Source organism: Flavobacterium sp. GW821-FHT12A05, assembly GCF_058807735.1.
The window spans coordinates 786,892-813,712 of the sequence record NZ_JBXAQY010000001.1; the positions used below are offsets into that span (position 1 = coordinate 786,892).

Annotated in this window: 23 protein-coding genes; 8 read left to right on the forward strand and 15 right to left on the reverse strand. The window is 33.4% G+C overall.

Annotated features, from left to right (window positions below):
• Nucleotides 1-9: 9 nt before the first annotated feature.
• Nucleotides 10-1,125, reverse strand: coding sequence for a pectate lyase family protein (locus AC1RRQ_RS03190; protein ID WP_493021357.1), 1,116 nt, complete (start codon nt 1,123-1,125; stop codon nt 10-12).
• A 236-nt stretch (nt 1,126-1,361) separates the two neighbouring features.
• On the opposite strand from AC1RRQ_RS03190, the gene AC1RRQ_RS03195 reads away from it, so the two are divergent.
• Together AC1RRQ_RS03195 and AC1RRQ_RS03200 are read left to right on the forward strand one after the other, a co-directional pair.
• Complete coding sequence (locus AC1RRQ_RS03195; RefSeq protein ID WP_493021359.1) at nt 1,362-1,934, forward strand: Crp/Fnr family transcriptional regulator; 573 nt, start codon at nt 1,362-1,364, stop codon at nt 1,932-1,934.
• Nucleotides 1,935-2,282: 348 nt separating this feature from the next.
• A complete protein-coding gene (locus tag AC1RRQ_RS03200) occupies nt 2,283-3,191 on the forward strand; it encodes a hypothetical protein (RefSeq protein ID WP_493021361.1) in 909 nt (302 codons plus the stop codon).
• Nucleotides 3,192-3,279: 88 nt separating this feature from the next.
• On the opposite strand, the gene AC1RRQ_RS03205 is transcribed toward AC1RRQ_RS03200, so the two are convergent.
• Both AC1RRQ_RS03205 and AC1RRQ_RS03210 read right to left on the reverse strand, forming a co-directional pair.
• Entirely contained in the window at nt 3,280-3,786 is a 507-nt protein-coding gene (locus AC1RRQ_RS03205) for a GNAT family N-acetyltransferase (protein WP_493021363.1), read from the reverse strand.
• Between the two features lie 51 nt (nt 3,787-3,837).
• Complete coding sequence (locus AC1RRQ_RS03210; RefSeq protein ID WP_493021365.1) at nt 3,838-4,389, reverse strand: HutD family protein; 552 nt, start codon at nt 4,387-4,389, stop codon at nt 3,838-3,840.
• A 233-nt stretch (nt 4,390-4,622) separates the two neighbouring features.
• Here AC1RRQ_RS03210 and AC1RRQ_RS03215 point away from each other — a divergent pair, with 233 nt between their 5' ends.
• A complete protein-coding gene (locus AC1RRQ_RS03215; RefSeq protein WP_493021367.1) occupies nt 4,623-5,012 on the forward strand; it encodes a helix-turn-helix domain-containing protein in 390 nt (129 codons plus the stop codon).
• 101 nt (nt 5,013-5,113) lie between these two features.
• Here the strand turns inward: AC1RRQ_RS03215 and AC1RRQ_RS03220 are convergent, their stop codons facing one another.
• The 9 genes from AC1RRQ_RS03220 to thrA all read right to left on the reverse strand — a co-directional run bounded on the left by AC1RRQ_RS03220 (nt 5,114) and on the right by thrA (nt 15,670).
• Nucleotides 5,114-5,911 carry a hypothetical protein gene (locus tag AC1RRQ_RS03220; RefSeq protein ID WP_493021369.1) on the reverse strand — a complete coding sequence of 266 codons (798 nt, stop codon included), beginning with the start codon at nt 5,909-5,911 and terminating at the stop codon, nt 5,114-5,116.
• A 157-nt stretch (nt 5,912-6,068) separates the two neighbouring features.
• The gene (locus AC1RRQ_RS03225; protein WP_493021371.1) at nt 6,069-7,079 is read right to left on the reverse strand and encodes a hypothetical protein; all 1,011 of its coding nucleotides are present in this window, start codon (nt 7,077-7,079) and stop codon (nt 6,069-6,071) included.
• Between the two features lie 146 nt (nt 7,080-7,225).
• Nucleotides 7,226-7,651 carry a hypothetical protein gene (locus AC1RRQ_RS03230; protein ID WP_493021373.1) on the reverse strand — a complete coding sequence of 142 codons (426 nt, stop codon included), beginning with the start codon at nt 7,649-7,651 and terminating at the stop codon, nt 7,226-7,228.
• Nucleotides 7,652-7,709: 58 nt separating this feature from the next.
• The gene (locus AC1RRQ_RS03235) at nt 7,710-8,120 is read right to left on the reverse strand and encodes a hypothetical protein (protein ID WP_493021375.1); all 411 of its coding nucleotides are present in this window, start codon (nt 8,118-8,120) and stop codon (nt 7,710-7,712) included.
• An 883-nt stretch (nt 8,121-9,003) separates the two neighbouring features.
• Entirely contained in the window at nt 9,004-9,555 is a 552-nt protein-coding gene (locus AC1RRQ_RS03240; RefSeq protein WP_493021377.1) for a hypothetical protein, read from the reverse strand.
• A gap of 324 nt (nt 9,556-9,879) precedes the next feature.
• Entirely contained in the window at nt 9,880-10,356 is a 477-nt protein-coding gene (locus tag AC1RRQ_RS03245; RefSeq protein ID WP_493021379.1) for a hypothetical protein, read from the reverse strand.
• Nucleotides 10,357-10,491: 135 nt separating this feature from the next.
• The gene (gene thrC, locus AC1RRQ_RS03250) at nt 10,492-11,781 is read right to left on the reverse strand and encodes a threonine synthase (protein ID WP_493021381.1); all 1,290 of its coding nucleotides are present in this window, start codon (nt 11,779-11,781) and stop codon (nt 10,492-10,494) included.
• Between the two features lie 366 nt (nt 11,782-12,147).
• Nucleotides 12,148-13,065, reverse strand: coding sequence for a homoserine kinase (locus tag AC1RRQ_RS03255; RefSeq protein ID WP_493021383.1), 918 nt, complete (start codon nt 13,063-13,065; stop codon nt 12,148-12,150).
• 157 nt (nt 13,066-13,222) lie between these two features.
• Nucleotides 13,223-15,670, reverse strand: coding sequence for a bifunctional aspartate kinase/homoserine dehydrogenase I (gene thrA / locus AC1RRQ_RS03260; RefSeq protein WP_493021385.1), 2,448 nt, complete (start codon nt 15,668-15,670; stop codon nt 13,223-13,225).
• 640 nt (nt 15,671-16,310) lie between these two features.
• On the opposite strand from thrA, the gene hutH reads away from it, so the two are divergent.
• The 5 genes from hutH to AC1RRQ_RS03285 all read left to right on the forward strand — a co-directional run bounded on the left by hutH (nt 16,311) and on the right by AC1RRQ_RS03285 (nt 22,124).
• On the forward strand, nt 16,311-17,825 hold the full coding sequence (gene hutH / locus AC1RRQ_RS03265; RefSeq protein ID WP_493021387.1) for a histidine ammonia-lyase: 1,515 nt from the start codon (nt 16,311-16,313) through the stop codon (nt 17,823-17,825).
• Nucleotides 17,826-17,873: 48 nt separating this feature from the next.
• Nucleotides 17,874-18,518: a DUF47 domain-containing protein gene (locus AC1RRQ_RS03270; protein WP_095954688.1), complete on the forward strand. Its 645-nt coding sequence runs from the start codon at nt 17,874-17,876 to the stop codon at nt 18,516-18,518.
• 30 nt (nt 18,519-18,548) lie between these two features.
• Complete coding sequence (locus AC1RRQ_RS03275) at nt 18,549-19,889, forward strand: inorganic phosphate transporter (protein WP_493021389.1); 1,341 nt, start codon at nt 18,549-18,551, stop codon at nt 19,887-19,889.
• A gap of 150 nt (nt 19,890-20,039) precedes the next feature.
• Nucleotides 20,040-21,413 (forward strand): SMI1/KNR4 family protein, encoded by a 1,374-nt coding sequence (locus AC1RRQ_RS03280; RefSeq protein WP_493021391.1) that lies wholly within the window; start codon nt 20,040-20,042, stop codon nt 21,411-21,413.
• Nucleotides 21,414-21,620: 207 nt separating this feature from the next.
• Complete coding sequence (locus AC1RRQ_RS03285; RefSeq protein WP_493021393.1) at nt 21,621-22,124, forward strand: hypothetical protein; 504 nt, start codon at nt 21,621-21,623, stop codon at nt 22,122-22,124.
• Nucleotides 22,125-22,138: 14 nt separating this feature from the next.
• On the opposite strand, the gene AC1RRQ_RS03290 is transcribed toward AC1RRQ_RS03285, so the two are convergent.
• From AC1RRQ_RS03290 to AC1RRQ_RS03300, 3 genes are all read right to left on the reverse strand, one after another.
• A complete protein-coding gene (locus AC1RRQ_RS03290) occupies nt 22,139-22,657 on the reverse strand; it encodes a DUF421 domain-containing protein (RefSeq protein ID WP_493021395.1) in 519 nt (172 codons plus the stop codon).
• Between the two features lie 96 nt (nt 22,658-22,753).
• Complete coding sequence (gene rimK / locus AC1RRQ_RS03295; RefSeq protein WP_493021397.1) at nt 22,754-24,124, reverse strand: 30S ribosomal protein S6--L-glutamate ligase; 1,371 nt, start codon at nt 24,122-24,124, stop codon at nt 22,754-22,756.
• 140 nt (nt 24,125-24,264) lie between these two features.
• Nucleotides 24,265-26,811, reverse strand: coding sequence for an ATP-dependent Clp protease ATP-binding subunit (locus AC1RRQ_RS03300; protein WP_493021399.1), 2,547 nt, complete (start codon nt 26,809-26,811; stop codon nt 24,265-24,267).
• Between the last annotated feature and the right edge of the window lie 10 nt (nt 26,812-26,821).

A 26,821-nucleotide genomic window follows, 5' to 3' on the forward strand; every position in this document is an offset into this window, starting at 1 on the left:
CTCAGGTTTTTAAAATGATCCGCAGATATTACCGCCTAAAGTGGCTCCGGCATTAGCCGAAACATCAGCTTTTACGGCAGTTTTATTTAATTTTACAATAGTATAAGGCGGTGTAAAAGCAGTACCGCTTCCGGCTTGGTTTCCAGTTGTATTCGTGAAAACATTGTCAACTGCTGTTACAGCAGTAAAACCAGTCATTAAGTCGATAGGCGTTTTTACACCTTCAAAAACGTTGCTTTCTACACGAAGATCAGCTTCAAAACCTGCAGCAACACATTTATTGCTTACCGTACTGTTGAAGAAGTTGTTAAGTAAATGCACTTTTCCAAAACGAACTCTTGGCATTCTTTCTTTACATCCAGGCGCCCACCAGCATCTTGCAAAAGTGATTCTTAATTTTCCGCGGTCGGCAGTTGCACCGTCACTTGAACCAATTAAGTTCGAATATCTATGGTCGTCAGATCCGCCTGAACCTCCCGCTTTTGGTGGTTTTAAATAATGAAATTTACAATACGTAACCGAAATATAATCGGACTTGTTTTTGATGTCGAAGTTTCCGTCAACACCATCTCTAAATTCGCAGTGGTCTACCCAAACGTTTGTACATTCATCCAGAATCGCATTGTCCCAGCCGTCAGTATCGTAAGCGCCCGGTCCTTCAAAAATTAGATTTCTAATAATGATGTTTTTGCATCTTTTAATGTTGATGATTCCAGACGCATCTTTAGTCTGATTTGTCGAAACCAGTTTGGCACCGTTTGCACCATAAATAGTTTTACCCGATTGATCCTGAAATGACAATCTTGTCGTAACTGTAATAGTTCCCGAAACCTTAATCACTTTTACTGCACTGTTCTCAATAGCCGATTTCAATTGAGCATAAGTAGTAACAGTAGTTTCGGCTGCAGAACCACCGCCGGTGGTACTTCCGTTTTGAGAAGCCCAGCCCGGAACTTCGGAACAGTTTCCAATTTTAGCCGTTAAATTGTTTGAAGTTTCTGTTGAAGTTGTGGCTTCAACAATTGCGTTTTCGGTTTGAGAAGAACCAATTTCTTCGGTATTACATGCTGTAAAACCAAGTACCAGTGTTAGAAGAAACACCGAGAATGTTGTTTTAATTTTCATAATTTAAGTTTGGAGGTTATAAATAATTTAACAGCACAAAACTGCTTATAAATCCTGTTAAAAAAGTTGAACAAGTTCAAACTTTTAAAAATTTTTCTGTGAAAAGTGCATTTTTAACACTTGTTAGTTTACAAAAATGTATAAATAAATTACTTTTACGTAATCGATTACATTTTCTAACCCCCGAAAAGAGAAGTAATTACAAAACCTTATTTTCCACAAAAAATAACCACAACATGTACAACCTACTTAGAAAAAACATCGAACGAAAAGTTCCATTAACCGATGAGGAATGGAACAGCATTGTTTCAAGAACAGAACTCATTAAACTCAAAAAAAATCAGTTTTTGCAAACTCAGGATTCCCATAATAGTTATGAGGGATTCATTTTAAAAGGTTCTTTTAAAACGTATATCTTAAACGAAAACGGAACCGAAAGCGTCATTTTCTTTTCGTTTGAAAACGAATGGATGTGCGATCTCGAAAGTTTTTATCACCAAAAGCCGACAACCTACAACATTAAAGCGATAGAAGACAGTGAAATTTTGGTGATTAACAAACTCCAGAAAGCACAATTATTTGCAGAAATTCCAAAACTGATGCAGTTTCACGTCCTGATGATCGAACGTGCGAATGTTGCCATTCAGCAACGGCTTTTGGATGTTTTAAATAAAACGTCTAAGCAGCGCTATCTTGATTTTAAAGAACGTTATCCGCAAAAGGTAAGTTCTATAAATAATAAGAATTTGTCTTCGTATCTGGGTGTTTCTCACGAGTTTCTTTCGAAAATTAAGAGAACGGTTTCTTGATTTAGAAATTCAAAGGAAACAGAGTTACAGAGGAACAAAGCTGCAAAGGTTCAGAGGTTTTTTGTAGAGACGCACTGCTGTGCATATAACATATTGATATAAAATTCTTGTAAAGCCGCAAAGAAAATTAAACCATATAAGTTATGTAAGATCATTTCAGATTTAGCTTAAATTATCTACATAATTTATATGGTGAAGAAAAAACTTTTGAACACTCATCTGTTAATTTTTACAGGAAATCTTTATAAAGAAAATACCTGTTATTGTTTTTAATTTTTTAAGTTTGTTTCCGAACAAAAAACTGTCCATTTTAAATTTAAATCCCCTTGTAAATCCACAAAAAAAAGTATGAAATTTCAAAAATTATCATTGTTATCATTGGCCTTAATAATGCTTTCTCTTTCTTCTTGCTCATCAGATGATTCTTCAAAATCAGATGAAAAAACAGATCCCGTTGTAGTTGCTCCAGTAGAAGAAAAGCTGGTTTCTATCACGTATCCAAGAAGTGAAAAAATGGCTTATTCGGTAGACGATGAACAGTTTAAGTATGATGATCAAAAACGCGTTAATTTTATCGGATATTATTTATCTGTTTCTTATGTTAATGATGAATTGATTGAAACGAAAACAACAGGCGATGATATAACTAATGCTGATCTTGAAGAGAAGACTTCTATTAAACTAAAAAATAAAAATATTACCTCAATTATCGCTAATAGAACTTATAAAAAACTTACTGGAGAAACATCCTCGGTTTATAGAGATTCCAGTGTTTTCAGCTATGAAAATGAGTATCTTTCTAAAATCGTAACTTATGCTAAACGATCTGTTGATGGTGATGGAATATACCGTTTGAAAAGACAATTGGATTTTAAGGTTACTGCCGGAAATATTACACAGGTTAAAACTACCGATACTGATAAAGTAGTAATTACAAATTATACTTACGACAATACACCAAATGTTTTAATGGGAGATTTTGCATACGACACTCCAGTATCTTTAGTTAGAGGATATTATATCTTAACGCACGATAAATTAGGAAAAAGAAGTGCCAATAATATCATTGCCATGGAAAATGTATATACCAAAGCACCACTTCAAATATCTTATGAAAAACTTACTTACAAAAGAGTTTTGGATAAATCCGGAAGAATTAGTGAAATTTGGTTATCAGGTAATTCTATAACGAGTAATCAGGCGTATTATCCGCTTACCAATTTTACAGATCAAAAAGTGGTCTTTCAGTATAAATAAAAATAGTAAAAGAAGGATTTTATAAAGTAAAGCCGCAAAGAATATATAAAACTTTGCGGCTTCACTATTTTATGAGATTAAAGAAAACTTAGAGCTTTTTCTCTAAATAAATAAATTCTAAAGGTTCGTTAGAAACCGTAACATGAATTCCGCTTTCAGGGAAAGCTTCTCTTTCGCCTGTATCTACATAACCGCGGCGTTTGTACCAGGCAACAAGTTCATCGCGCACCGAAATAACGGTCATAATAATGCTGGACAATCCTAAAGTTTTAGCATGATTTTCGGCTTCAGCCAAAAGCTTTTTCCCAATGCCGCTATTTTGAAGTTCCGGAGAAACCGTCAGCATTCCTAAATACAATTGATTTCCTTTTTCGACCAATAAAACCGAACCGATAATTTTGTCGTTCTCGGTAAATTTCAGAATCGTATTTTTTGGGTCAAGGAAAATTTCAGTCATTTCGGGTTCATCGGTTCTTTTTCCTTCGAGTAAATGCGCTTCGGTTGTCCATCCTTTTTTAGAAGATTCGCCTCTGTATGCTGAATTGATTAAAGTTGTTAATGCTGGAATATCTTGTAATGTTGCTTTTGTAATCATGTTATGTAGTGAAAATATGAATTGCCTGCAGTTTTAGCCGGGGAAACAAAATTACAATAATTCCAATGTTCCGTAGAGGCATTTAGTAGAAAAATGAAGGCTTATATTTTCCCTTTTTTGATTTTCAATGACCAATAAATCATGAGGTTCCAGCTTGTATGGCGTTTCATTAATTGTAATAACAATTGAATGTAAAGCAAATAAAAGTATTATTTGAGCATTACAATTCTGATTACTGCTTGTTATTTCCAGTTTGTGATGCTTTATTTTTTCAGAAACCATCCAGTTAAAATCAGTACCTTTTGTATAAGAAGTCACTTCATCATCCGAATTAAATTCCATAATTTCATATCTCTCGTATACTTTTTTTTCTTTGTTGATTTCAACATCCAATGAGTTATCAAGCATAACCAAATATCGGGAATAGCCTTTAAATTTGGTAAATTCTGAAGGAACGGCTTCTATTGCAGCACTGCTTATTCTAAATATAAAATCTCTATTGCTGTAGATTGCCGTTTCGGGATAAATCATATATTCATATGTCAATCCGCCGCTCCAAATTGAGGCTGTTGTATCTTTTTTAGAAAAAAGGCGTAGGTTCATTTTTAATATTTTAAAATGAGTTTCAGGATTTTGAAAGTTTTCTCTCTTTAGCGAGAGCAAACAAAATTACATCAGAAAAATAGCTTTAACCTAATCTTTTTGATAGAACGCAGATTTAACGAATCCGTTAAATCTGCGTTCAAATATATAATTGAAAAGCGTATCTTACAAAAACAACTTTTGTTTTTTACCGAAATTTATTTTCGTTTAAGAATTTTAAATATCTTTGAATTATGAGTACAGCAATAAAACCAAAACATATCGGCAGAAATATAAGCCGTATTAGAGAGCTTAAAGATATGAAACAGGAAGCTCTGGCACAGGCTTTAGGAACAAGTCAGCAGACTATTTCGGCTATTGAAAACAGCGAAACTGTGGATGAAGAAAAATTAATTGAGATAGCTAAAGCTCTTGAAGTTTCTGTGGAAGCAATTAAAAATTTTTCGGAAGAAGCGGTTTTTAATATTATTGGAAATACTTTTCAAGACCACGGTGCTATTACTACAGGTAATTATGGTTGTACTTTTAATCCTTTAGACAAAGTTGTTGAACTTTACGAACGTTTGGTGCAAGCTGAAAAAGATAAAGTTGAGTATTTAGAGAAGTTATTGAACTCGAAATAGCCGTTTTAAAAAATATTAAATAAAAAAGAGATCTTAAAAGATCTCTTTTTTTGCTCTATTGCTAACGAGAGCATTCTATTTGCTCCAGGAATGAAGGCTTTTTATGTTGGTGTTGTAATGTCATTAAGTGATGACACTAATTCATATCTAAGTGTTGAAATCTTATTTCTAACTTCATCATCATTTAATATATAGATATCATTCATTAATTTCTTAATTGAATCTGCTTTGTTTTTAAGAGTTTCTTTATCCGAATCAGAGCTTATTTTTTTTAGGTTTCTTAAGGCGAAATTTAAATTTATAATGCAAGTTTCATAATGTTTCTTTTCTGGATCGTCATTATTACTTGCTTCTTTTTTTTCTTGGGAAGATTCGCCATGACCTTTAGATGCAGATATAAAATAAAAGAAAGCATTAAAATAATTTTTCTCTTTTTCAAAATGTAACGCTATAGATGTTGATAAATTAGCTTTGGCTAATTTTAAATCAGTTTTAGTTTCTTTAAGTTCTGATTTGTATTCATTAATTTCTTTTTTATGTTTTGCTAGTTTTTTGTCAGTTTCTTTTTTTGTTTTGTTTATTTCATACTTAAAAGCCCCGAAAGTAATTATTGAAAATAAAGCAAGAATTCCAGATATTATAATTGTAAATCTGTTTCCTTGATCGGCAAGAGCTGTAGAGTAAAAATCTTCTTTTACTTTATAATATAAGATTTCCCTGTTAAGTGAATCGGATTTATGATTTATTAATTTTTGGAGGTTTTCAATCTTTTTTTCATTGCTAATTTCTAACAATAACTTTTTATTGATTTTAGTATTCGATTCTTTTAAGTTTTTATTTTGAGAAAAAAAGGAAATAGATGATATTAGCAGTATTAATAAAATGATTTTCTTTTTCATTATTTTTTCTTTTAGATACGAAGGGATTAGTAAAAATGACAGATGAAGTAATCCTTGACTAGCTCATAGATATTTCTTTTTGAATTTCTTTGTATTCACGGCCAGGACGTTCGCGCTAGTGGGGTGGTATATCAGTTAGTTTTTTTTTAAAACTTTTTTATCTGATGTTTTGAGCAATAAAATTTAGACCACTATATATCCAACTTATTGCTTGAGTTGCTTCATGAGTTAAAATGATGTTATCCACTATTCTTTTAGTCTTTGTTAACCATTTGAAAATTCTTTTTTTATCAGGATTTTCTTCGTCTGTAATTTCTTCTTTTACGTTATGAAAATTAGTAATCAATGTTTCTTTATTTTCATCAGATAAGTTTTCTGTACGAATTATATTTATTAATTCGTCAATTTTATCTGTAATAGCTTTTTTTTCTTCTTGAGAAGTTGAGATAATTATGTCTTTGCCTATTATAATTTGTCCACTATTATTGGTAATATTGCCAACTTGAATATTGTCTCTCATTATATTGTTAATGATTGTTTGATAATTATTGGATTTAAATTTCTCGCAAAGTCGTATGATTGAGTTTCCGTATTTTTCATTTTTTATCTTTTCGAAACAGCCAAATTCATTTTTAGAACACAAATAATAACCTTTTTGCAGTTTTAAATTAAACGAGGTTAATTGGAGATTTAAGTCTAATAAGCATCCTATGTCATTATGTGGTTTTAAGTTTGTATATGAGCCAATAATACCACAAACAATTAAATGTAATATTGAATGTTTTTGGACTTCGTAATTATATTTTTCTTCTAATACATTCCATCCTAAATATTTTAAAGAAATTACACTTGTACATGGATTTTCTTCTGTAATATTTGAACCTGCACAGAATAAGTTTGATAGACCATGAGTTGTTGCCTTTAAGATACCATTGTAAAATGTTAAAACTAAATCTTCATTTTCATACTCATGCTGTTTTTTGAAAGCGTTCAAATACTGTAGCGTGTCTATTACCTCTGCGCTTGATTTATCAAGAGGTGAATTGGAAGATTTCGGTTGTGGAATTAAGTAAAAATTAAAGTCACTTTGACAAGTGTTTGCAAAATTTACAGCATCTCTGCATATATTTTCAACATGATTGTCTGGAATAATTATAACTTTAGGCATATTTTATTTTTAAATTATTTATTTGATAGTTAGTTTAATAGGATAAAAGTTATTTCCTAGCTATCGTGAGCGTCCGCTCGTGCACGCTCCAATTAGTTTCGCATTTCTTTGTATTCACGAGCGAGACGCTCGCGATAGCGAGGAAACTATTCTTTACTCATTACTTTTGCTATGATAGATATAATAAAAATTATACCATAACCTATAAGGGTTCTTTGCCATGCAAAATCTATAAAATCTTCAAAACAGAGCCGATTCTTATAGCCTAAATAAGTTAAAAAAACTTGTCCAGCAACGATTAATATTCCTGAACCAAAAATTAGATTTTCATAAATTAGTTCAATACCATTTCCACTAAAGAAACTTGAAAGCAATAGTGTTAAAGGAAAAATATTTAAAATGGTCCAACATAATGCTAATGCTAATGACAATCCAATTATTATTAAAAAATTACCACTCAATAAATGTTTCTTAAAAATATAGATTTGCATGAAACTAATTAAAAAAAGCCCAATAAATACCAAAAAGGTATTCTTTTGTTTTGATTCAATTTCAAAAAAATCTTTTATCATAATATTTAGTTTAAATGTCTATTAAGGTTTCAATTGTTAGCGCTAGCAAGAGTGAAACTTAAATCTTTTGAAGCTTAAGTTCATCATTTAACTCTATTGTATAAACTTCTTTTTCAGAATTTGCAAAGGTTATTTTAGAATCAACTATTTGTAATACTTCGATTTCAAATGATTCTAATTTGAAAGTTAATTGATAATCTCTTTCATCATCATTTATTAGATTTTCAGGGTTTATATCAAATGCTTGATGATATTTAAGGTGTAAGTGTTTATATTCATTATATCTACTAAAACCCAAAGTGTAATATTTTATGAATTTTGCAATATCAATATTTCCAATTTCATCAGTAACTTTACTATACTTATCTAGTAAGGAAACTTCGTTTGGATTTGTAAAGAAATTTTTTATGGTTGTCTTTACTTGTAAAATAAACTTTCCTTTAAATGGTTTTAAATATTGATTAGACATATTTAAATATTTAAGTTTTTAATTATACATTCTTTTAACCAGACATCCAACTATTCTATTAGAATATCATCAGTTTTCAAATATATTCAAAAACATAAGAGTATGATCAGGTATAAATACGTGCTTTTTATCATTATATTTTTGATATGTATATTTAATTATTAAATTTAATGCGCAAAATTTTGCGTATCAAAAATAACTCGGTACATTTGTACCTGTAAAATTATTACTAAGTAATATTAGTAATCCAATATTACTTAGTAATTACGGTTTTCCGTAATTTGAATAAAAAAGGAAAACCCAATAGCGGTAACTATTGAGTTTTCTGAGGTTAAAATTAATAAAAAGAGATTAGCCATCTTATTAATTCAATTATGCATGCGATGCATAAATTGACTAAGAAGTTTTCCAGCCATTCAATAATTGGTTTTTTATCCATTTTTGTTTGCTGATTAAAAGTTGATAATTCAGTTTGCAGAAGTAACCTCTACTGGTTTTCCATAATCTTAGAGTCGCTTTCATAATAATTGGATTAAATGAATTGATAAATAAAGAACTTATAAAACCCTCTTGCTTCTGCAAGGTAGGGTTTATTTTGTTTTGTAAAATTAAGCCTTACTTTGTATCATTACAAGTCATTCTTTTTAACAAAACAAAGCACTTATTAACAAAAAAGCCACTCTATCATAGAGTAGCTTTTTTAATTTTCTTTAATTAGGAAGCAAAAAGTAATACGCTAATTATCTCTGATTCTATAATAATCTAATGATATGGAGTATGTACATGTATTACCCCAGCTAGCGCGAGCGTCCCGCTCGTGCACGTTCCAGTTGGTTTTGAATTTCTTTGCTGGCACGGATTGCAAATCCGCGCGATCGGGTATTTATTTTGTTATTATCTTTAAGTTAGTTTTTAATTCAATAATAATAGAATCTTTTTGTGCGTTTCTATTTTCTAATTTTTTTTTATCAGACTTAAGTATTTCATTTTCTTTATTCATTTCTATTTTCTCTTTATCAAATTTTGAATTTCCATTATCAAATCCTAATTTGTAAGATCCGCTGACAGCAATAACTAAAACTGTCCAAAATAAATAATTTTTAATGAGAGATATAATTACGTTATCTTCTTTTGTTACGATTTTATTCGGTGCGATACTTTCGCAAGATTTTAAAGCTCCTAATAATTTTTTGATTTCTTCTTCAAAATCTGTTTGTTCATAATCCGTTAATTTTTTTCTGTTAAAAGTTTCAAATAATTTATAAGGACCACTTTCGTTATTATAATTATGTCGAATATAATCTTCGACTCTTGAAACCCAAGAGAGTAATTCATCAGTAGCACTGCTAAAAGTTCCGTAATTATTTCGCTTACAATTGTTTTGAAATGTAATTTGGTTTCCCTCAGTGATTAAATTTAGTAAAGTCTGATTCATTTTTTATTAGAAGTTGTATTAGATTTTTTGATTCTGAGTGGCATTAACGCTAACTCATCTATATGCGAAACAAACCTTGATATTTACACTTAAATTTTGGTAGACAAACGAAGGTTCGATTCGTTTTCTATTTTCAAATGTATGTTTTTTTTTCTTACTAAATTTTTAAATTTGGTATGGAATAATTATTTTTTTGAAAAACAAATCTAAAGAATGCCCCTGTTAGCGCGAGCATCCTGCTCGTGCCCTTTCCATTAGTTATTGAATTTCTTTGTGTTCACGAGCGGGACGCTCGCGCTAGCGAAGGGATATTGTAATTAAATATTATTCAAATATTCCCCAAATATATCTGTCGTCAACAATTGAATTTGGGTTCTCTTTTACTTTTTCTAAAAAAAGATCAAGATTACGATAGGCTCTGAATTTATAAGCTTTTTGTATGTCATTATCTTTTATAATTATTTTCCAAACTCTCCTTTTATTAATCATTACAGCGGTTCTTTGAACTTCAGTAATAGAAGATATCGGATGTTGAACCACTGGTAAATTTGATGTAATACAATAGAGATTGTTTTCATCAAAATAAAGAACAGGTTTTTGAAATATATTGTTTTCTAGACCAAAAAATAAAAATGTAGATGGAGCAGATAGTTTGTAAAGGTCATCTAAATTAAGATTGGTTCTTTTTTTAAACTCTATTGCTTTTTGCTCTTTAATATATTCAATGTATGAAAGTATTCTTTTGTAGTTAAGAAGTAGAATTATTAGTACTGCTAAAAGAATAATTATTTTTATGTTCATGTGAGTTTGTTATTTGAAATAGGAGATCAAACATAAGAAACTATCTATAAAAAGAAAACCACAAACTGCACAAATCTTCAAAATAAAATAGTGAAAATTAGTGCAGTTTGTGGCTTTAATTTTTTTTAGAAATTCTTATCCCAAGAAAGCCTTCAATTCCTCATAAGTCTTAATCTTAACGCTTACTTTTTCTTTATTCAAAACACTTTCAATTTGAGTTGGAATAGGAAGCGTAATGCCCAAAGCAGGTTCTACAACATCTAAGAATTTAATAGGATGTGCTGTTTCTAAGAAAATACCAATTGCGTTAGGGTGTTTTTCCAATTCTTTTTTCAGACCTAAATAACCAACAGCGCCATGTGGTTCTGCGATATAGCCGTCTGTATTGTAGATTTTCTTTAGCGCTTCAAGTGTTTCTTCATCAGTATAACTATAAGAAGAAAAGTCTTTTTCGAAAGCTTTTAAGTCGTTGTTGTACAGTTCCTGAATCCTGATAAAGTTGCTTGGGTTTCCAACGTCCATTGCGTTAGAAATTGTGGCTTTAGAAGGTTTTGGATCGTATTTTCCGTTTTCTAAGAATCTTGGCACCGTGTCGTTTACGTTTGTAGAAGCTACGAAATGCTCAATTGGCAATCCTAATTTCTTTGCCATAATTCCGGCGCAGATATTCCCGAAGTTTCCACTCGGACAAGAGAAAACCAACGGTTTGTTTTGGCTTTTCAAAGCTTTGTAAGCAAAGAAGAAATAAAACATTTGCGGTAACCAGCGCGCAATATTAATAGAGTTGGCCGAAGTCAGGTTTTTGTGCGCTAAAGTTTCGTCTAAAAACGCTTTTTTTACCATATCCTGGCAATCATCAAAAACACCGTCAACTTCAAGGGCTTTAATGTTTTGCCCTAAAGTAGTTAATTGTCTTTCCTGAATATCGCTCACCTTTCCTGACGGATATAAAATGACAACATCAACGCCGTCAACGCCTAAAAATCCGCTGGCAACTGCCCCGCCTGTATCACCGGAAGTGGCTACTAAAACCGTGTTTTTAGCGTCTTTTTTATCTTTATTGAAATAACCCAGACAACGTGACATAAAACGTGCTCCAACGTCTTTAAATGCCATGGTTGGGCCGTGAAATAATTCTAATGAATAAATTCCGTTTTCGACTTTCACAACCGGAAAATCAAAAACTAAAGTATCCGCAATAATTTCTTTTAGTGTTGAAGCCGGAATTTCATCGCCAACAAATTGTTTTATCGCTTCATAAGCAATGTGTTCGTGGCTTAAACTTTCTATTTTGTCAAAAAACGAAGGATCTAAAGGCGTAATGTTTTCCGGGAAATATAATCCTTTATCACTCGCTAATCCTTGTATTACAGCTTCCTGAAAAGAAACTTTTGGGGCATTATGGTTTAAACTGTAGTATTTCATTTTTTTAGATTTTTGATTTTAGATTTTAGATTTTTTGGAGAGTAAATTCCAGAGCTAAAATTCCAAATTCCAATAATTTATGTTTTCAATTATGTGCTGCTTTTGTCAGGCTGAGCGGAGTCGAAGCCCCGCAATGTAAAGACATAAAGTATAAACGCACTGTTTGTCATTTCGACGTGAAATATTCGCTAGTAACTCCGCAACGTTAATCCAATCTTTGTGGGCAACTCTTGTGATCCTTCGTTCCTCAGGATGACAAACTGTATGTTATAACAAACAGGATGTGTCATGCTTTGCGAGGGCTTCGACTTCGCTCAGCCTGACAAACTTTGTCTTAATACTTAATTCTTCGTATTTATTACTTTTCTACAAAATCCTAACACCGTCTGGATTGATTTTCGAAACGTGAATTTCATACGGTAAATTCATTTTTTCGTAAACGTCGCTCATGGCTTTTGCGATTTGGTCAGCGGTCGATTTTCCTCTGCTTAAAGCGAAGATCGAAGGACCTGAACCTGAAATTCCAGAACCTAATGCGCCGTTTTCAAGAGCCGTTTGTTTAATTTGATCGAATCCCGGAATTAAAACACTTCGCAAAGGTTCTACGATTTCGTCATGAAGCGAACGTCCAATTAAATCGTAATCTTTGGTGTAAAGACCAGCAACCAATCCGCCTACATTTCCCCATTGCATAATGGCGCTTTTTAGGGAAACGTTTTGTTTTAAAACCGAACGCGCATCAGATGTTTTCAATTCAATTTGCGGATGAACCACCGTTGCAAACAATTCTTCCGGACTGTCAATTTTAATAATATCCAATGGTGCATAACTTCTTACCAAAGTAAATCCGCCTAAAAGGGCAGGAGCAACATTGTCGGCGTGTGCATTGCCGCTGGCTAATTTCTCGCCCTGCATTGCAAACTGAACCAAATCTTTACGAGAATATGGTCGGCCAAGTAATTCGTTAATCCCGAAAACCGCTCCGGCAGAACTTGCAGCGCTGCTTCCAATACCGCTTCCGGCTTTAATGTGTTTGTAAATTTCGATTTCAAATCCGCAGTCAACATCAAGGGTTTCTAACATGGCCAGCGCCGCAACTCCAGAAACGTTTTTCTCGGTTTCCAAAGGTAAATCGGCACCCACAATTTTAGTGATTCGAACTCCTTTTTGATCGACTTTTCGAACAATCATTTCATCGCCCGCATTGTCTAAGCAAAGCCCCAATACGTCAAATCCGCAAGAGAGGTTCGCAATAGTTGCCGGGCAAAATAGTTTTATTTCCATTTTCTTTTTAAAGATTCTGAGGTTCTAAGATGCTAAGATTCTAAGGTTTCTGTAGCAGCTTTTTATTTTTAGTTTCTAAGGTTTTGAGGCTCTAAGAGACTAAGATTAAGTTTTGAAAAAAAACTCAGAAACTTAGCCTCTTAGAACCTTAGCACCTTTATATATTGCCTATTCGAATTACATCTGCAAAAATTCCTGATGCTGTTACTGCTGCTCCGGCACCGGCTCCCTTTATCAATAAAGGCTGATCTACGTAACGATCTGTGTAGAAAAGTACAATATTGTCTTTTCCTTCAAGATTGTAAAACGGATGATCTTTTGGGATGAATTGCAGACCAACGCTTGCTTTTCCGTTTTCGAATTGTGCCACGTATTTCAATCTTGAATCTTTCGCTAAAGCTTCGTTGTAAATACCTTCAAAGTGAGAAGCGTGTTTAATTAACGAAGCAAAAAAGTCTTCGTTGTTTGTTGTGGCTAAACAATCTGCTGGCAGGAACGATTCGTTTGCAATCGCATCAATATCCATTTCGTAACCGCTTTCGCGAATCAAAATCAGGATTTTACGCGCTACGTCGATGCCGCTTAAATCAATTTTTGGATCTGGTTCTGTGAAACCCTGAACTCCGGCTTCTTTCACCACATCGTGGAAAGAATTGTTTTTATCGAAATTGTTGAAAATGAAATTCAAACTTCCAGATAAAACCGCTTGGATTTTATGTACTTTATCGCCAGATGCAATAAGGTTTTTTACAGTATCGATAATGGGTAGTCCCGCACCAACATTCGTTTCAAACAAAAACGGAGCATTGTATTGGCGAGATAAACTTTTTAATTTTTTATAGTTGTCGTAAGCAGATGAACAAGCAATTTTATTACAAGTTACAACGGCAATACTTTCTTTTAAAAACTTCTCATACATTTCAGAAACGTTTGCATTTGCTGTAATATCAACAAAAATGCTGTTACGTAAATTCAATTCTCTGGCACGTGCAATGAATTCTGTTGGAATAGCAGCTTCTCCTTTTTCTAAAGTGGCCTGCCAGTCTTTTAAAGAAATTCCGTCTTCATCAAAAAGCATTTTTCTGGAGTTTGACAAAGCGATTACACGAACATTGATTTTTAAATTGTCTTTTAAGAACTTTCTTTGATTGTGAATCTGCTCGATGAATTTTTCGCCCACATTTCCAACTCCCATTACAAAAAGATTCAGCTGTTTTGTGTTTTCTTCAAAGAAGTTTTCGTGTAAAGTATTCAACGCTTTTTTAACGTCTCTTTCGTTGATTACAGTCGAAATATTACGCTCAGAAGCTCCTTGTGCAATGGCACGAATGTTTACGTTGTTTTTTCCTAAAGTGCTGAACATTCTGCCGCTTAAACCTTGGTGATTTTTCATGTTTTCGCCCACCAAAGCAATAATGCAAAGGTCTTTTTCTACAATGCAAGGATCGATTTTGTTCTGCGAAATTTCGATTTCAAATGCTCTGTTAATCGCTGCTTCGGCATTGTCAGCATCAGAATTTAAAATTCCGATACAGATAGAATGTTCAGAAGAAGCCTGAGTAATAAAAATCACGTTGATTTTTTCCTGAGACAATACTTCAAACAAACGTCTTGACGAACCGGCAACTCCAATCATTCCTGGGCCTTCAAGTGTTAAAAGCGAAATATGATCGATATGACTGATTCCTTTTACAACCGTGTCTTTAGATTGAACATGATCAGAAATTAAAGTTCCCTCGGCTTCCGGCTCAAAAGTATTTTTGATTAAAATGGGAATGTTTTTTCTTAAAACCGGCTGAATTGTTGGCGGATACAACACTTTGGCACCAAAATGCGACAATTCCATCGCTTCCTGATACGAAATGTTGGCAATAGGCTGTGCCTGTTTTACGATTTTAGGGTTTGCAGTAAACATTCCGTTTACGTCAGTCCAGATTTCCAGTTGGTCGGCGTCGATTGCTCCAGCGATAATCGCCGCAGTATAATCAGAACCGCCGCGGCCTAAAGTCGAAGTGATTCCGTCTAAAGTCTGAGCAATAAAACCGGGTAAAATATTGATTCTTGATTCATTCGAAGCAAAATACTCCTGAATCAATTGGTTTGAAATTTCGAAGTTAACACCGGCTTTTCCAAACTCAGCATTGGTTTTAATTAATTCGCGGCTGTCTTTGTAAACCGCATTTTTATCAATTTGCTGATAAGCCTGTGCGATAATATAAGACGAAAGTAATTCGCCAAAACTCAAAATAGTATCGGCAGTTCTTGGAGATAATTCGCCCAAAAGGAAACAGCCGTCTAATAAAGTTTCTAAATGATTGATGATTCTTTTTACGTGACTCAGCAAACTGCTTTGCTCGCTTACCGGAATAAGTTCTTTTAGCGTGTCAAGGTGTTTTTTCTCGATTTCGGCTACAATATTTCTAAAGTCTTCGTCATTTGCTGCCGCTTTTGCTGCTGCTAATTGCAATAAATCAGTCACTTTGCTAAGTGCAGAAACTACCACAACCAGTTGGTCATCTTTAGCTTTTTGATTAACAATTTCGAGAACGAGTTTTATATTTTGAGCATTGGCAACCGAAGTTCCGCCAAATTTTAATACTTTCATTTTTTGATATTTTTTAATAAGATGCAGAGATTTTGAGTAACAAAAGTTCAAAGATTATTAGCTCTGAACTGAAACTGAAAACTGCGTTTATTTTTTTTCTTTGTAAATGTTTTCATCTATCCAATACCTTTCTTCTTTTAAGAAAAAAGTATAGATAATCTGGATTATATGTAAAAATGTATACCCCTAAGGGGTAGTAGTTGTTGTAGTAGAAATAATGGTAGCAGCAATTGCAACTCCAGTTTGAGTTGTCATTGTAGATTGATATTTTACGCTGTTACTTTTCATTTTTGATTTTTCAAAAGTACAGTTTTTTAGAAGCATTAAAAATTTTTGAGGCCTTTTTACGAATATTTTAATAATTCAAATCTCAATAATTCAATATTGAGTATTTGTTAAAATTCAATATGCTAAATTGAAGTTTTGATATATTTCAGGACTCATTTGTGTGAAAAGGACTTCTGCAATAGATTGATTTTTAATGAAAAGATAGTCGAAAAGCATTGAAATACATCATTTTTGGCATTGAGAAAAAGTTAAAAGTGAAGAACGGCTTTTGGCAAAATTTTAATTATTGTGATAAAATGTTGCTTTTTAATATTGATTTGTTGAATTTTGACATCTTAAATTGAAAAACGTCATGAGAGAAATCCATTATATAAGTACTGAGACCATCACTTTAGAAACATTACAGGAAATTTTAGTAAACGATAAAGCCCTTGAGTTATCTGAAGAAGCAAAAGTAAATGTTCAAAAATGCCGCGATTATTTAGATAAGAAAATGGCATCGCATACCGCACCAATTTACGGTATCAATACTGGTTTTGGGTCACTTTATAGTGTGAAAATCTCAAATGAAAATCTTTCTAAACTTCAGGAAAACTTAGTAAAATCGCATGCTTGCGGAACTGGAGATGAAGTTCCGTTAGAGATTGTAAAAATGATGCTTTTGCTTAAAATTCAATCTTTAAGCTACGGACATTCAGGTGTGCAATTGCAGACTTTAAGCCGTTTGGTTGATTTTTACAACAATGATATTTTGCCTGTAATTTTTACTCAGGGTTCACTTGGTGCTTCTGGAGATTTAGCGCCGCTGGCACATTTATCTCTGCCTTTATTAGGAGAAGGTGAAGTTTATTTTGAAGGAAAAAAAGTGGCTTCTGCCGAAGTTTTAAAACGTTTTAACTGGGAGCCAATTGTTTTACAGTCGAAAGAAGGTTTGGCTTTGTTAAACGGAACACAGTTTATGAGTGCTTATGGCGCACATATTTTAATTAAAGCGTATAAATATTCGTATTTGGCAGATTTAATCGGAACCATTTCTTTAGAAGGTTTTGATGGAAAAATTGAACCTTTTAACGAATTGATACATTATATACGTCCGCATAAAGGACAAATCGTAACGGCGCAGCGTATTACGGAGTTTTTAGAAGGAAGCGAAATTATCGCTCAGGAAAAGAAACACGTTCAGGATCCGTATTCTTTCCGTTGTATGCCTCAGGTTCACGGCGCTTCTAAAGATGCGATTGATTACGTTAGAAAAGTATTTAAAACCGAAATTAACTCGGTTACAGATAACCCAAATATATTTATTGAAGCCGATCAGATTATTTCAGGCGGTAATTTCCACGGTCAGCCTTTGGCTTTGGCTTTAGATTTTATGGCTATTGCTTTGGCCGAATTAGGAAGTATTTCTGAAAGAAGAACCTATCAGTTAATTTCAGGATTGCGTAATCTTCCGGCATTTTTGGTTGATAATCCGGGATTAAACTCTGGTTTCATGATTCCACAGTATACTGCAGCAAGTATTGCAAGTCAAAATAAACAGCTGGCAACACCATCGAGCATTGACAGCATCGTTTCGAGCAATGGACAAGAAGACCATGTGAGCATGGGAGCAAACGGAGCGACAAAAGCCTTACGCATTTTAGATAATTTAGAGCGTATTCTGGCAATCGAATTATTAAACGCATCTCAGGCAATTGCTTACAGAGAGCCTTTAAAATCAAGCGATTTCATCGAAATGTTCCTAAGCAGTTATAGAGAAGTAGTGCCTTTGGTAAAAGAAGACAGAATCTTACATATCGACATTAAAAACACCGTTTCTTTCCTGGAGAGTTTCCAAATAGAAAACGATTTGTTAACAATGGCTTAACATTGTAAAATATTATTGAAGTAATTTTGCACTATCAAAAATATAAAAATGTCAATAAACAGTATTTTCCAATTTTTAGTGCCGAAAGACAAGAAATTCTTTCCACTTTTTGAAGAAGCTTCAAGCAATTTAATTGAATTAGCTTCTAACTTACACGAAGCTGTAAATCTTCCGTTAAAAGAAAGAGAAGTTCTTTTTCAAAAGATTGACGAATTAGAGCAAAAAGGTGAAGACATTACACGCCAAACCAATTTGGAATTAAGCAGAAACTTTATTACTCCATTTGATAGAGAGGATATCCATACTTTAATTACTTCTATTGATAACGTTGCTGATTACCTTCATGGTGCAGCAAGCCGTATGAGATTATATCAAGTTGATAAGATTACAAAATCTATCAGAAAAATGACTGAAATCAACCTTGAAGCTTGTCAAAACATTGACAGTGCTGTAAAAGAATTGAGAAATTTAAAGAATTTCAAAGTCATTAAAGATGCTTGTTCCAGAATTAATAAATTGGAAAACAAGTCAGATAACGTTTATAATAAAGCAGTTTTTGAAATTTTTGAAAACGAAACAGATGCTAAAAATATCATTAAATATAAAGAGGTATTATCTGTTTTAGAATCAGCAACAGATAAATGTAAAAGTGTTGCTAACATACTAGAATCTATTTCTGTAAAACATTCTTAATTCAATTTTTCATCCTGAAGTTATAATTTTATGACGCTACTTATATTAATTATAGTATTAGCCTTAATTTTTGATTACATCAATGGTTTTCATGATGCGGCAAATGCTATAGCGACTGTTGTTGCAACAAAGGTTCTAACGCCTTTTCAGGCCGTTCTTTGGGCAGCATTTTTTAATTTTTTAGCTTATTGGGTTTTCGGATTTGGTGTTGCAGATACTGTTGCTAAAACAGCGCACACAATGGAAATTAACCTGGTTGTAATTCTCGCCGGAGTAATTGCTGCAATCTGCTGGAATTTATTGACTTGGTGGTTAGGAATTCCTTCAAGTTCTTCGCATACATTAATTGGAGGTTTTGCAGGAGCAGCCGTAGCGCACGCTATTGCAGTTCATGGTTTTTCTGGTTATGTTGGAGAAGACGGTGCAACACATTATTGGTACGAAATTGTAAGCTGGTATAAGGCCGGAAAAGATGGCGGCATGCCGTCTGGGGTTCTTATTATTATTGCGTTTATCGTTTTAGCACCTTTATTAGGAGCTTTGGCTTCGTATTTAATTTCGATTTGGTTATTAAATGCTTCTCGTAAAAGTATTGGTCCAAAAATATTTACTATAGTTTTAATGCTTGTCACTATTTGGTTTGTATATGTTCAAATGGTTTCTTATGAAGAAATTGTAGAGCATGGAAAACCTCGTTTTGATTCTCATTTTTGGAGCGTAATTTTTGATTCGCATAATATTAAATGGTTTTTAGTTGCCTTTATCATCTTAACCGTAAGTACATTTTGTTTGATATTTAGCAGTTTAAATCTTCATCAGGCCGATGCTGCTTTGAAAAAAATGCAATTATTATCTTCTGCTGCTTTTAGTTTAGGTCACGGAGGAAACGACTCTCAAAAAGTAATGGGTATTATTGCTGCAGCTGTAGCGGTTTATATCAATACAAACCCTGGAGTTCACATGGATGCCTGGTTAGATGTTGTATTGCCTAATGATGATTTAGGAATAAAAGGAATAATGCCGGGATGGATTCCGTTAGCGTGTTATTCTGCAATTGCAGCAGGAACTTTGAGTGGTGGATGGAAAATTGTGAAAACAATGGGTTCTAAAATTACTAAAGTAAGTTCGTTTGAAGGTGTTGCTGCCGAAACTGCGGGAGCTTTAACGCTTTATTTTACAGAGCACTTAAAAATTCCGGTAAGTACAACGCACACGATTACAGGATCGATTATTGGTGTTGGATTAACAAAACGTGTATCTGCAGTTCGCTGGGGAGTTACAGTAAGTTTAATCTGGGCTTGGGTTTTAACTATTCCAATTTCGGCTTTATTAGCAGGTTTGGTTTATTTTATTCTAAGTGTATTTATATAATAAAATGATTATGTAAATGTGAGATATAAAATCACATTTGTAGATATATTTTAAAGCCGATTTCAATTTGAAATCGGCTTTTTTGTTTGCTTAAATCTCTTTTTCAACCATTATAAAGTGATATATTTGATGTCAATTTAAATGCCGTTTATGATCAATCAAAAAACTTTAAGCCAAATAGAGCGAATAAAGAAGAAGCTGATTTTAGCAAAAGACATTGACAAAGATTTTAAAGTTTTTGGTGCCGAGAGCCATCAATATATTTTAGGAAAAACAATAAGTAATGATGTTATTTTGAAGTTTGAGAACGATTTTAATGTTTCTCTTCCGGAGAGTTATAAAGCGTTCTTAATGCATATTGGAAACGGCGGCATATCGTATGAGAACTCCGCTGCAGGACCGTGTTACGGAATATTTCCTTTTGGTGAAAATGTTGATGAATTTGTTTATAGTAATCCTGAAAAATATTTAAAAGAAGGTTGTATTTTATATCCAGGATTGAGTGACGAATTTTGGAAAGAACTGACTAAAAAGATTGAGGAAGATGATGATATTTCTAACGAGGATTTTGAAACCGAATTAGGAAAAATATACAGCGGAATTTTACCAATCAGCAGTCAGGGTTGTACATATTATTATGGGCTTGTTTTAAGCGGAGAATATAAAGGACGAATTGTGAATGTTGATTTAGACAGGCAGAAACCTTTTTTTGCTTTTGAATCTAATTTTCTGGATTGGTATGAACGCTGGCTTGATGAAATTACATCAGAAAGCGGGGCAGAACAAACGGATTTGTTTTATTATACTTTGGGTGGAGCTGTAATTCATATTTTGAATGTATTTATTACTGTTGAAGACGAAGAAACAAAATTAGAATGCTTAAAAGGAATTTTAAGAAAGCAAAAAATAGATTCACAGAGTTTAGATGTTCTGGAAAAAGAATACAAATCGAGTAAAGGGGAAATCAGGGAAAAACTGCTTCAAATTCTTGTGAAATTTGATTATGATCGTGCTTATCCTTATTTGGTTGATTTTGTAAAAGAGGATATTTTGAGCGTGTTTCAATTTGTATTTTGGTATGCCAAAGAAAGAAGTTCTGACTGGCTGGAATTTATAAAACAAAATACGGAAAGAATAAACGATGAAGAAACCTTTCAATTTTGTACTTATCTGCTGCAAGAAATGAATCTGGATTATGGGGCTGTTATTCTTCCATTTGCATTGAATGAAAATAATGAAATAAGACGACAGCTGTACTATTCGCTTGGACAATTAGAAAATAAAAGAGATTATATCGATACTTTTATTATGGGATTAAATGATGATTCTAATTGGGTTATTCATTCTGCATTACAGGCTTTGGATGGAGTAGAAGAGGAAAAGCTTTTAATTCATTATAAGAGAATTGCGGAGAGATTTCCGAAAGAACAGGATTATATATTAGTAAACCTTAATCATCGTCTTAAGCCTTTTGGATTAACCAATAAAACGATAAAGAAGGTCAATTTTGAGAAGTATAAATAAGAGAATTTAAAAAGCCGATTTCCATTTGAAATCGGCTTTTTTATTGGTGGTTTATAAATGGAAAAAATGTCTATTTGTGCTATTTTTTTGACCTTTAAGGGGTGTTCTTACTATTTTATAAATTGATATTTACCGAATTACTCACCATTTAAATTCATTTTCGAAAGTATAAAGAGAAATGGGTTTTATAACTGACAGTTCCACTTGATGCACATCTTCACTAATAATAAACTTATCCGTTTTTTTCTCTTAGCTGTATCTTTTTTACTTTTTTCTTGCGGAAAAAATGATGATATACGAAGAATTCGCTTGAAAGTTGATCAAAAAAAAGTTGCCAGTAATCCAAGTGAGGAATCAGATAGAATTTCCTGTTTTATAAAGGAATCTGTCAGCAGATCTTTAAAAGGAATAGATATGAATAAACTAAAATATTATACGGTAGAAAGAAATGATACTATTTTAGTTATTGCTAAGGTTACAGATATGATAGGAATTCAAAAGGCTTCTCGAAAAAAAATGTTATTTGCAATAGAGAGCTGTCTGATTTCTTCCGAAAGATATTATATGAAAAAGATTTACATTGACGTCGAAGGAAATTTTAGTACGTTATTAGTAAAAACACCTATGCAGTATGATCTGGATGGCAAGTTTGCAAATGAGGACTTGCTTTTGTCATTTTATGGAAAATCAAAAATTCCATTTAGGAAATAAAGAATTTTTCTTAATTAAAATTTTTGAAGATTTTTATGATTGTGTTTGCGCTTATAATGCGTTTGTTTGAGGTGTTTTTTATCGTCAGAAATTATACTGATGGTTCCGTCAATTTCCAGCATGGCAAGTTTTACATCGGTTAAATGTTCTAAACCATGTTCGCGTGCGGCTTCTTTTAATTCTTCGTGAGAAATATCTAATTTGCTTAAAGCTTTAAAATCAAGTGTTCCGTTGTGAATTAATACTTCGGGTTTTTCTAATAATAAATCGTTTAAGCCTTTGTATTTATGAGTAAGTTTTTTGATGATGTAATTGATGATAAACAAAGCCAAAGCGGCAATTAAACCGCCAGAAAGACTCGTGTCTGGTCCAACCATAGCATTTTGAACCGAGTTACTGATTAATAAAATCAGGATAATATCGGCGGTATTGAGCTGCGAAAGTTCTTTTTTTCCAAAGACGCGTAAGGCAATGGTCATGAAAAAATAAACAGCTAAACTTCTTAAAATAATATCTAGATAAGGAAAAATCATGATTCTTAATTTTTTCAGATTTAAAAAAAGCTTTGTCAAAGTTTAAACTTTGACAAAGCTGCTAAATTATTGATGCGTAATTAAGTTTAAATGAACTTAACTCAATTTGAAATTCTTTTCGATTGCTTTAATCATTTCTCCAGCTACATCTTTGTTTGTTGCGCCTTCGATTCCTTCAAGACCAGGAGATGAGTTTACCTCAAGCAATAACGGCCCTTTTGAAGAACGAATAATATCAACACCGGCCACTTTTAAATCCATTGCTTTTGCGGCTTTAATAGCGATCTTTTTTTCTTCGGCAGTTACTTTTATTACAGATGCTGTTCCGCCAAGGTGAATATTGGCTCTGAACTCGCCCGGCATTGCTTCACGCTGAATGGCGGCAACCACTTTTCCGTCGATTACAAAACAGCGAATGTCTTTTCCGTTTGCTTCTTTAATAAATTCCTGAACTAAGATATTGGCATTTAAGCTTTTAAATGCATTGATAACACTTTCTGCAGCTTTTTTGGTTTCGGCTAAAACAACCCCTTTTCCTTGTGTTCCTTCTAATAATTTGACAATTAGGGGTGAACCTCCAACCATCTTAATTAAATTGTCTGTATCTAGCGGAGAATTGGCAAAACCAGTTGTTGGAATGTCAATGCCGCTGTTTAAAAGCAATTGTAACGAATATAGTTTGTCTCTCGATTGTGTTATGGCTGTCGCCGAATTTAAAACGAAAACCTTTAACGCTTCAAACTGACGTGTTAAGGCACAACCGTAAAAAGTGATGCTTGGTCTTATTCGGGGAATAATGGCGTCGAATTGATTTAAGATTTTTCCGCCTCTGTAATGAATCTCAGGCGTTTTGGCATCGAGTTTCATGTAACATTCCTTGATGTTCAAAAAATGCATTTCATGGCCTCGCATTTCGCCGGCTTCCATGATTCTTTTATTACTGTATAATTCCGGGTTACTGGCTAAAAGACCGATACGTAAACCAGAACTTGCTTTTTCTGAGTTTTGGTATAATTCCTTTAAAGCTTCGCTTGTAGGTTGTCCTAATAAATATTTTTCTTCCGGATCAACTAGTACACGTCCGCTCATGGCTTCACGGCCTAAAAGCATTCTAAAACCCATCGAGTCACGATTGGTTAATGTCATTTCGATTGGCCATTTTGCATCGCCAATTTTTAAACTGGTTTGAATAACGTAACGGTGTTCTCTGTAACCGCTCGAACTTTTTACAATTCGTTTGTCAACCAGCGGTGCTTCGCAATGAATAATGGTTTTAATGTTATTCTGAATTGGGTTAATATCGAATTTTACCCAATTGGCATCATTTTTTATAAAAGGAGCTATGTTGATGGCGTGCATTGCCGAAGTTTTGGCACCAGAATCGACACGAGCCTTGATTGTCGGGATTCCAAGTTCTGGAAATGAGCACCATTCTTCGCTGCCTAAAATGACTTTGTTTTGAAGCATACTTTGTTTTTTTGTTATAGAATTTAAATCCAAAAATAGCTATTTGCTTTTACTAAAGGTAGTAAATTATCCAAAAAAAATACCCGTTATGTTATGAAAACGTAACGGGTAAATTATTTTTGTTATAATTTTTAACTAATTTATTGATTTGTCGGCTCTTCGGCTTTATGAATTTCTACCGAAAGCTCTTGTGAGTCTTCTTTCAAATCCATCATGATTTCATCGCCTGAATGTATTTTCGAAGTGATGATTTCTTCGGCTAACAAATCTTCAACATATTTCTGAATTGCTCTTTTCAGAGGTCTTGCTCCAAATTGCTTATCAAAACCTTTGTCGGCAATAAATGCTTTGGCTTTGTCTGTTAAACTTAATTTGTAACCTAACTCTGCAATACGAGAATATAGTTTTTTCAATTCGATTTCGATAATCAAATCGATATCGGCTTTTTCTAAACTGTTGAATACGATTACGTCGTCAATTCTGTTTAAGAATTCAGGAGCAAAGGTTTTTTTTAATGCATTTTCGATAATGCTTTTTGAGTTTTCATCCGCTTGAGCCACTTTTGCAGCAGTTCCGAATCCTACACCTTGCCCGAAGTCTTTTAACTGACGTGCTCCAACGTTAGATGTCATGATTATGATCGTGTTTTTGAAGTCAATTTTGCGACCTAAACTATCTGTTAAATATCCGTCATCTAAAACTTGCAGCATCATATTAAACACATCCGGATGCGCTTTTTCGATCTCATCTAAAAGTACAACACAGTAAGGTTTTCTACGAACTTTTTCAGTCAATTGACCTCCTTCTTCGTAACCTACGTATCCCGGAGGCGCTCCAACTAAACGAGAAATAGCAAATTTTTCCATGTATTCGCTCATGTCAATACGAACTAACGCATCTTCAGAATCGAATAATTCTTTTGCTAAAACTTTAGCTAATTGAGTTTTACCAACTCCTGTTTGACCTAAGAAAATGAATGAACCAATTGGTTTATTAGGATCTTTAAGTCCGGCTCTGTTACGTTGAATAGAACGTGCAATTTTAAGAACAGCTTCATTTTGTCCAATTACTTTATTCTGAATCAATTCAGGTAATTGTGCTAATTTGTTGCTTTCTGTTTGTGCAATTCTGTTTACAGGAATTCCGGTCATCATAGAAACAACATCGGCAACATTATCTTCTGTAACTTCAATTCTGTTGTTTTTAGAATCTTCTTCCCATTGTTCTTGTGCTAAAGCTAGATCTTTTTCAATGCGTTTTTCATCATCGCGAAGTTTGGCTGCTTCTTCATATTTTTGTTTTTTAACAACCATATTTTTCATTTCGCGAACTTCTTCTAACTGACGCTCTAAATCTAAAATTTGTTTAGGAACATCAATATTAGTAATGTGTACACGAGATCCGGCTTCGTCCATTGCATCGATCGCTTTGTCTGGTAAGAAACGCTCAGACATATATCTGTTTGTTAATTTTACACAAGCTTCAATTGCTTCCTGAGTATAGGTTACATTGTGGTGGTCTTCGTATTTGTCTTTTACGTTGTTCAAAATTGCGATTGTTTCCTCAACCGAAGTTGGTTCAACAATTACTTTTTGGAAACGTCTTTCAAGAGCTCCATCTTTTTCTATATATTGTCTGTACTCGTCAAGAGTTGTGGCACCAATACATTGGATTTCTCCTCTTGCTAAAGCAGGTTTGAACATGTTTGAAGCGTCAAGAGAACCCGTTGCTCCACCAGCACCCACAATAGTATGAATTTCGTCAATGAAAAGAATGATATCGTCATTTTTCTCTAACTCATTCATTACAGCTTTCATTCTTTCTTCAAACTGTCCTCTGTATTTTGTTCCGGCAACTAAACTTGCCAAATCAAGGGTTACAACACGTTTGTGAAAAAGAATACGTGATACTTTCTTTTGAATGATACGTAAAGCAAGTCCTTCTGCAATAGCAGATTTACCAACTCCAGGTTCTCCAATAAGAAGCGGATTGTTCTTTTTTCTTCGGCTTAAAATTTGTGAGACACGTTCAATTTCTTTTTCGCGTCCTACAACAGGATCAAGTTTTCCTTCTTCTGCCATTTCTGTTAAATCTCTCCCAAAATTATCCAGAACCGGAGTTTTAGATTTTTTGTTTGACTTATTGGCTGGATTATTGAAACTACTTTCCTTTAGACTGTCATCTTGTCCTGAATCGTCATTGTACGATTCGTTTCTTGGCAAGTTTTCTAAGAATTCTTCTTCGTTTGGCGTCATGTTTAAATATTGTTCTTTAGCTATGTCATAATCTATTTTTAGTTTATTCAACAGCTTGGTTGTTGGATCGTTTTCGTTTCGTAGGATGCATAGAAGCAAATGAGCCGTGCTAATCGACGAACTTTGAAATACTTTAGCTTCAAGAAAAGTGGTCTTCAGTGCCCTTTCGGCCTGTCGGGTAAGATGAAGGTTTTTCTTTTCGGCATTTACCTCAACGCTCTGGTTGGCTGGACTCAGTATTTCTACCTTCCTGCGTAAATGGTCTAAATCGACTGCTAGGTTATTAAGTATATGAATAGCTTTTCCGTTACCATCTCTTAAAATGCCCAGCATTAGATGCTCAGTACCAATAAAGTCGTGTCCTAAACGAAGGGCTTCTTCCTTACTGTATGTAATAACATCTTTTACTCTTGGTGAAAAATTATCATCCATAATATATAAT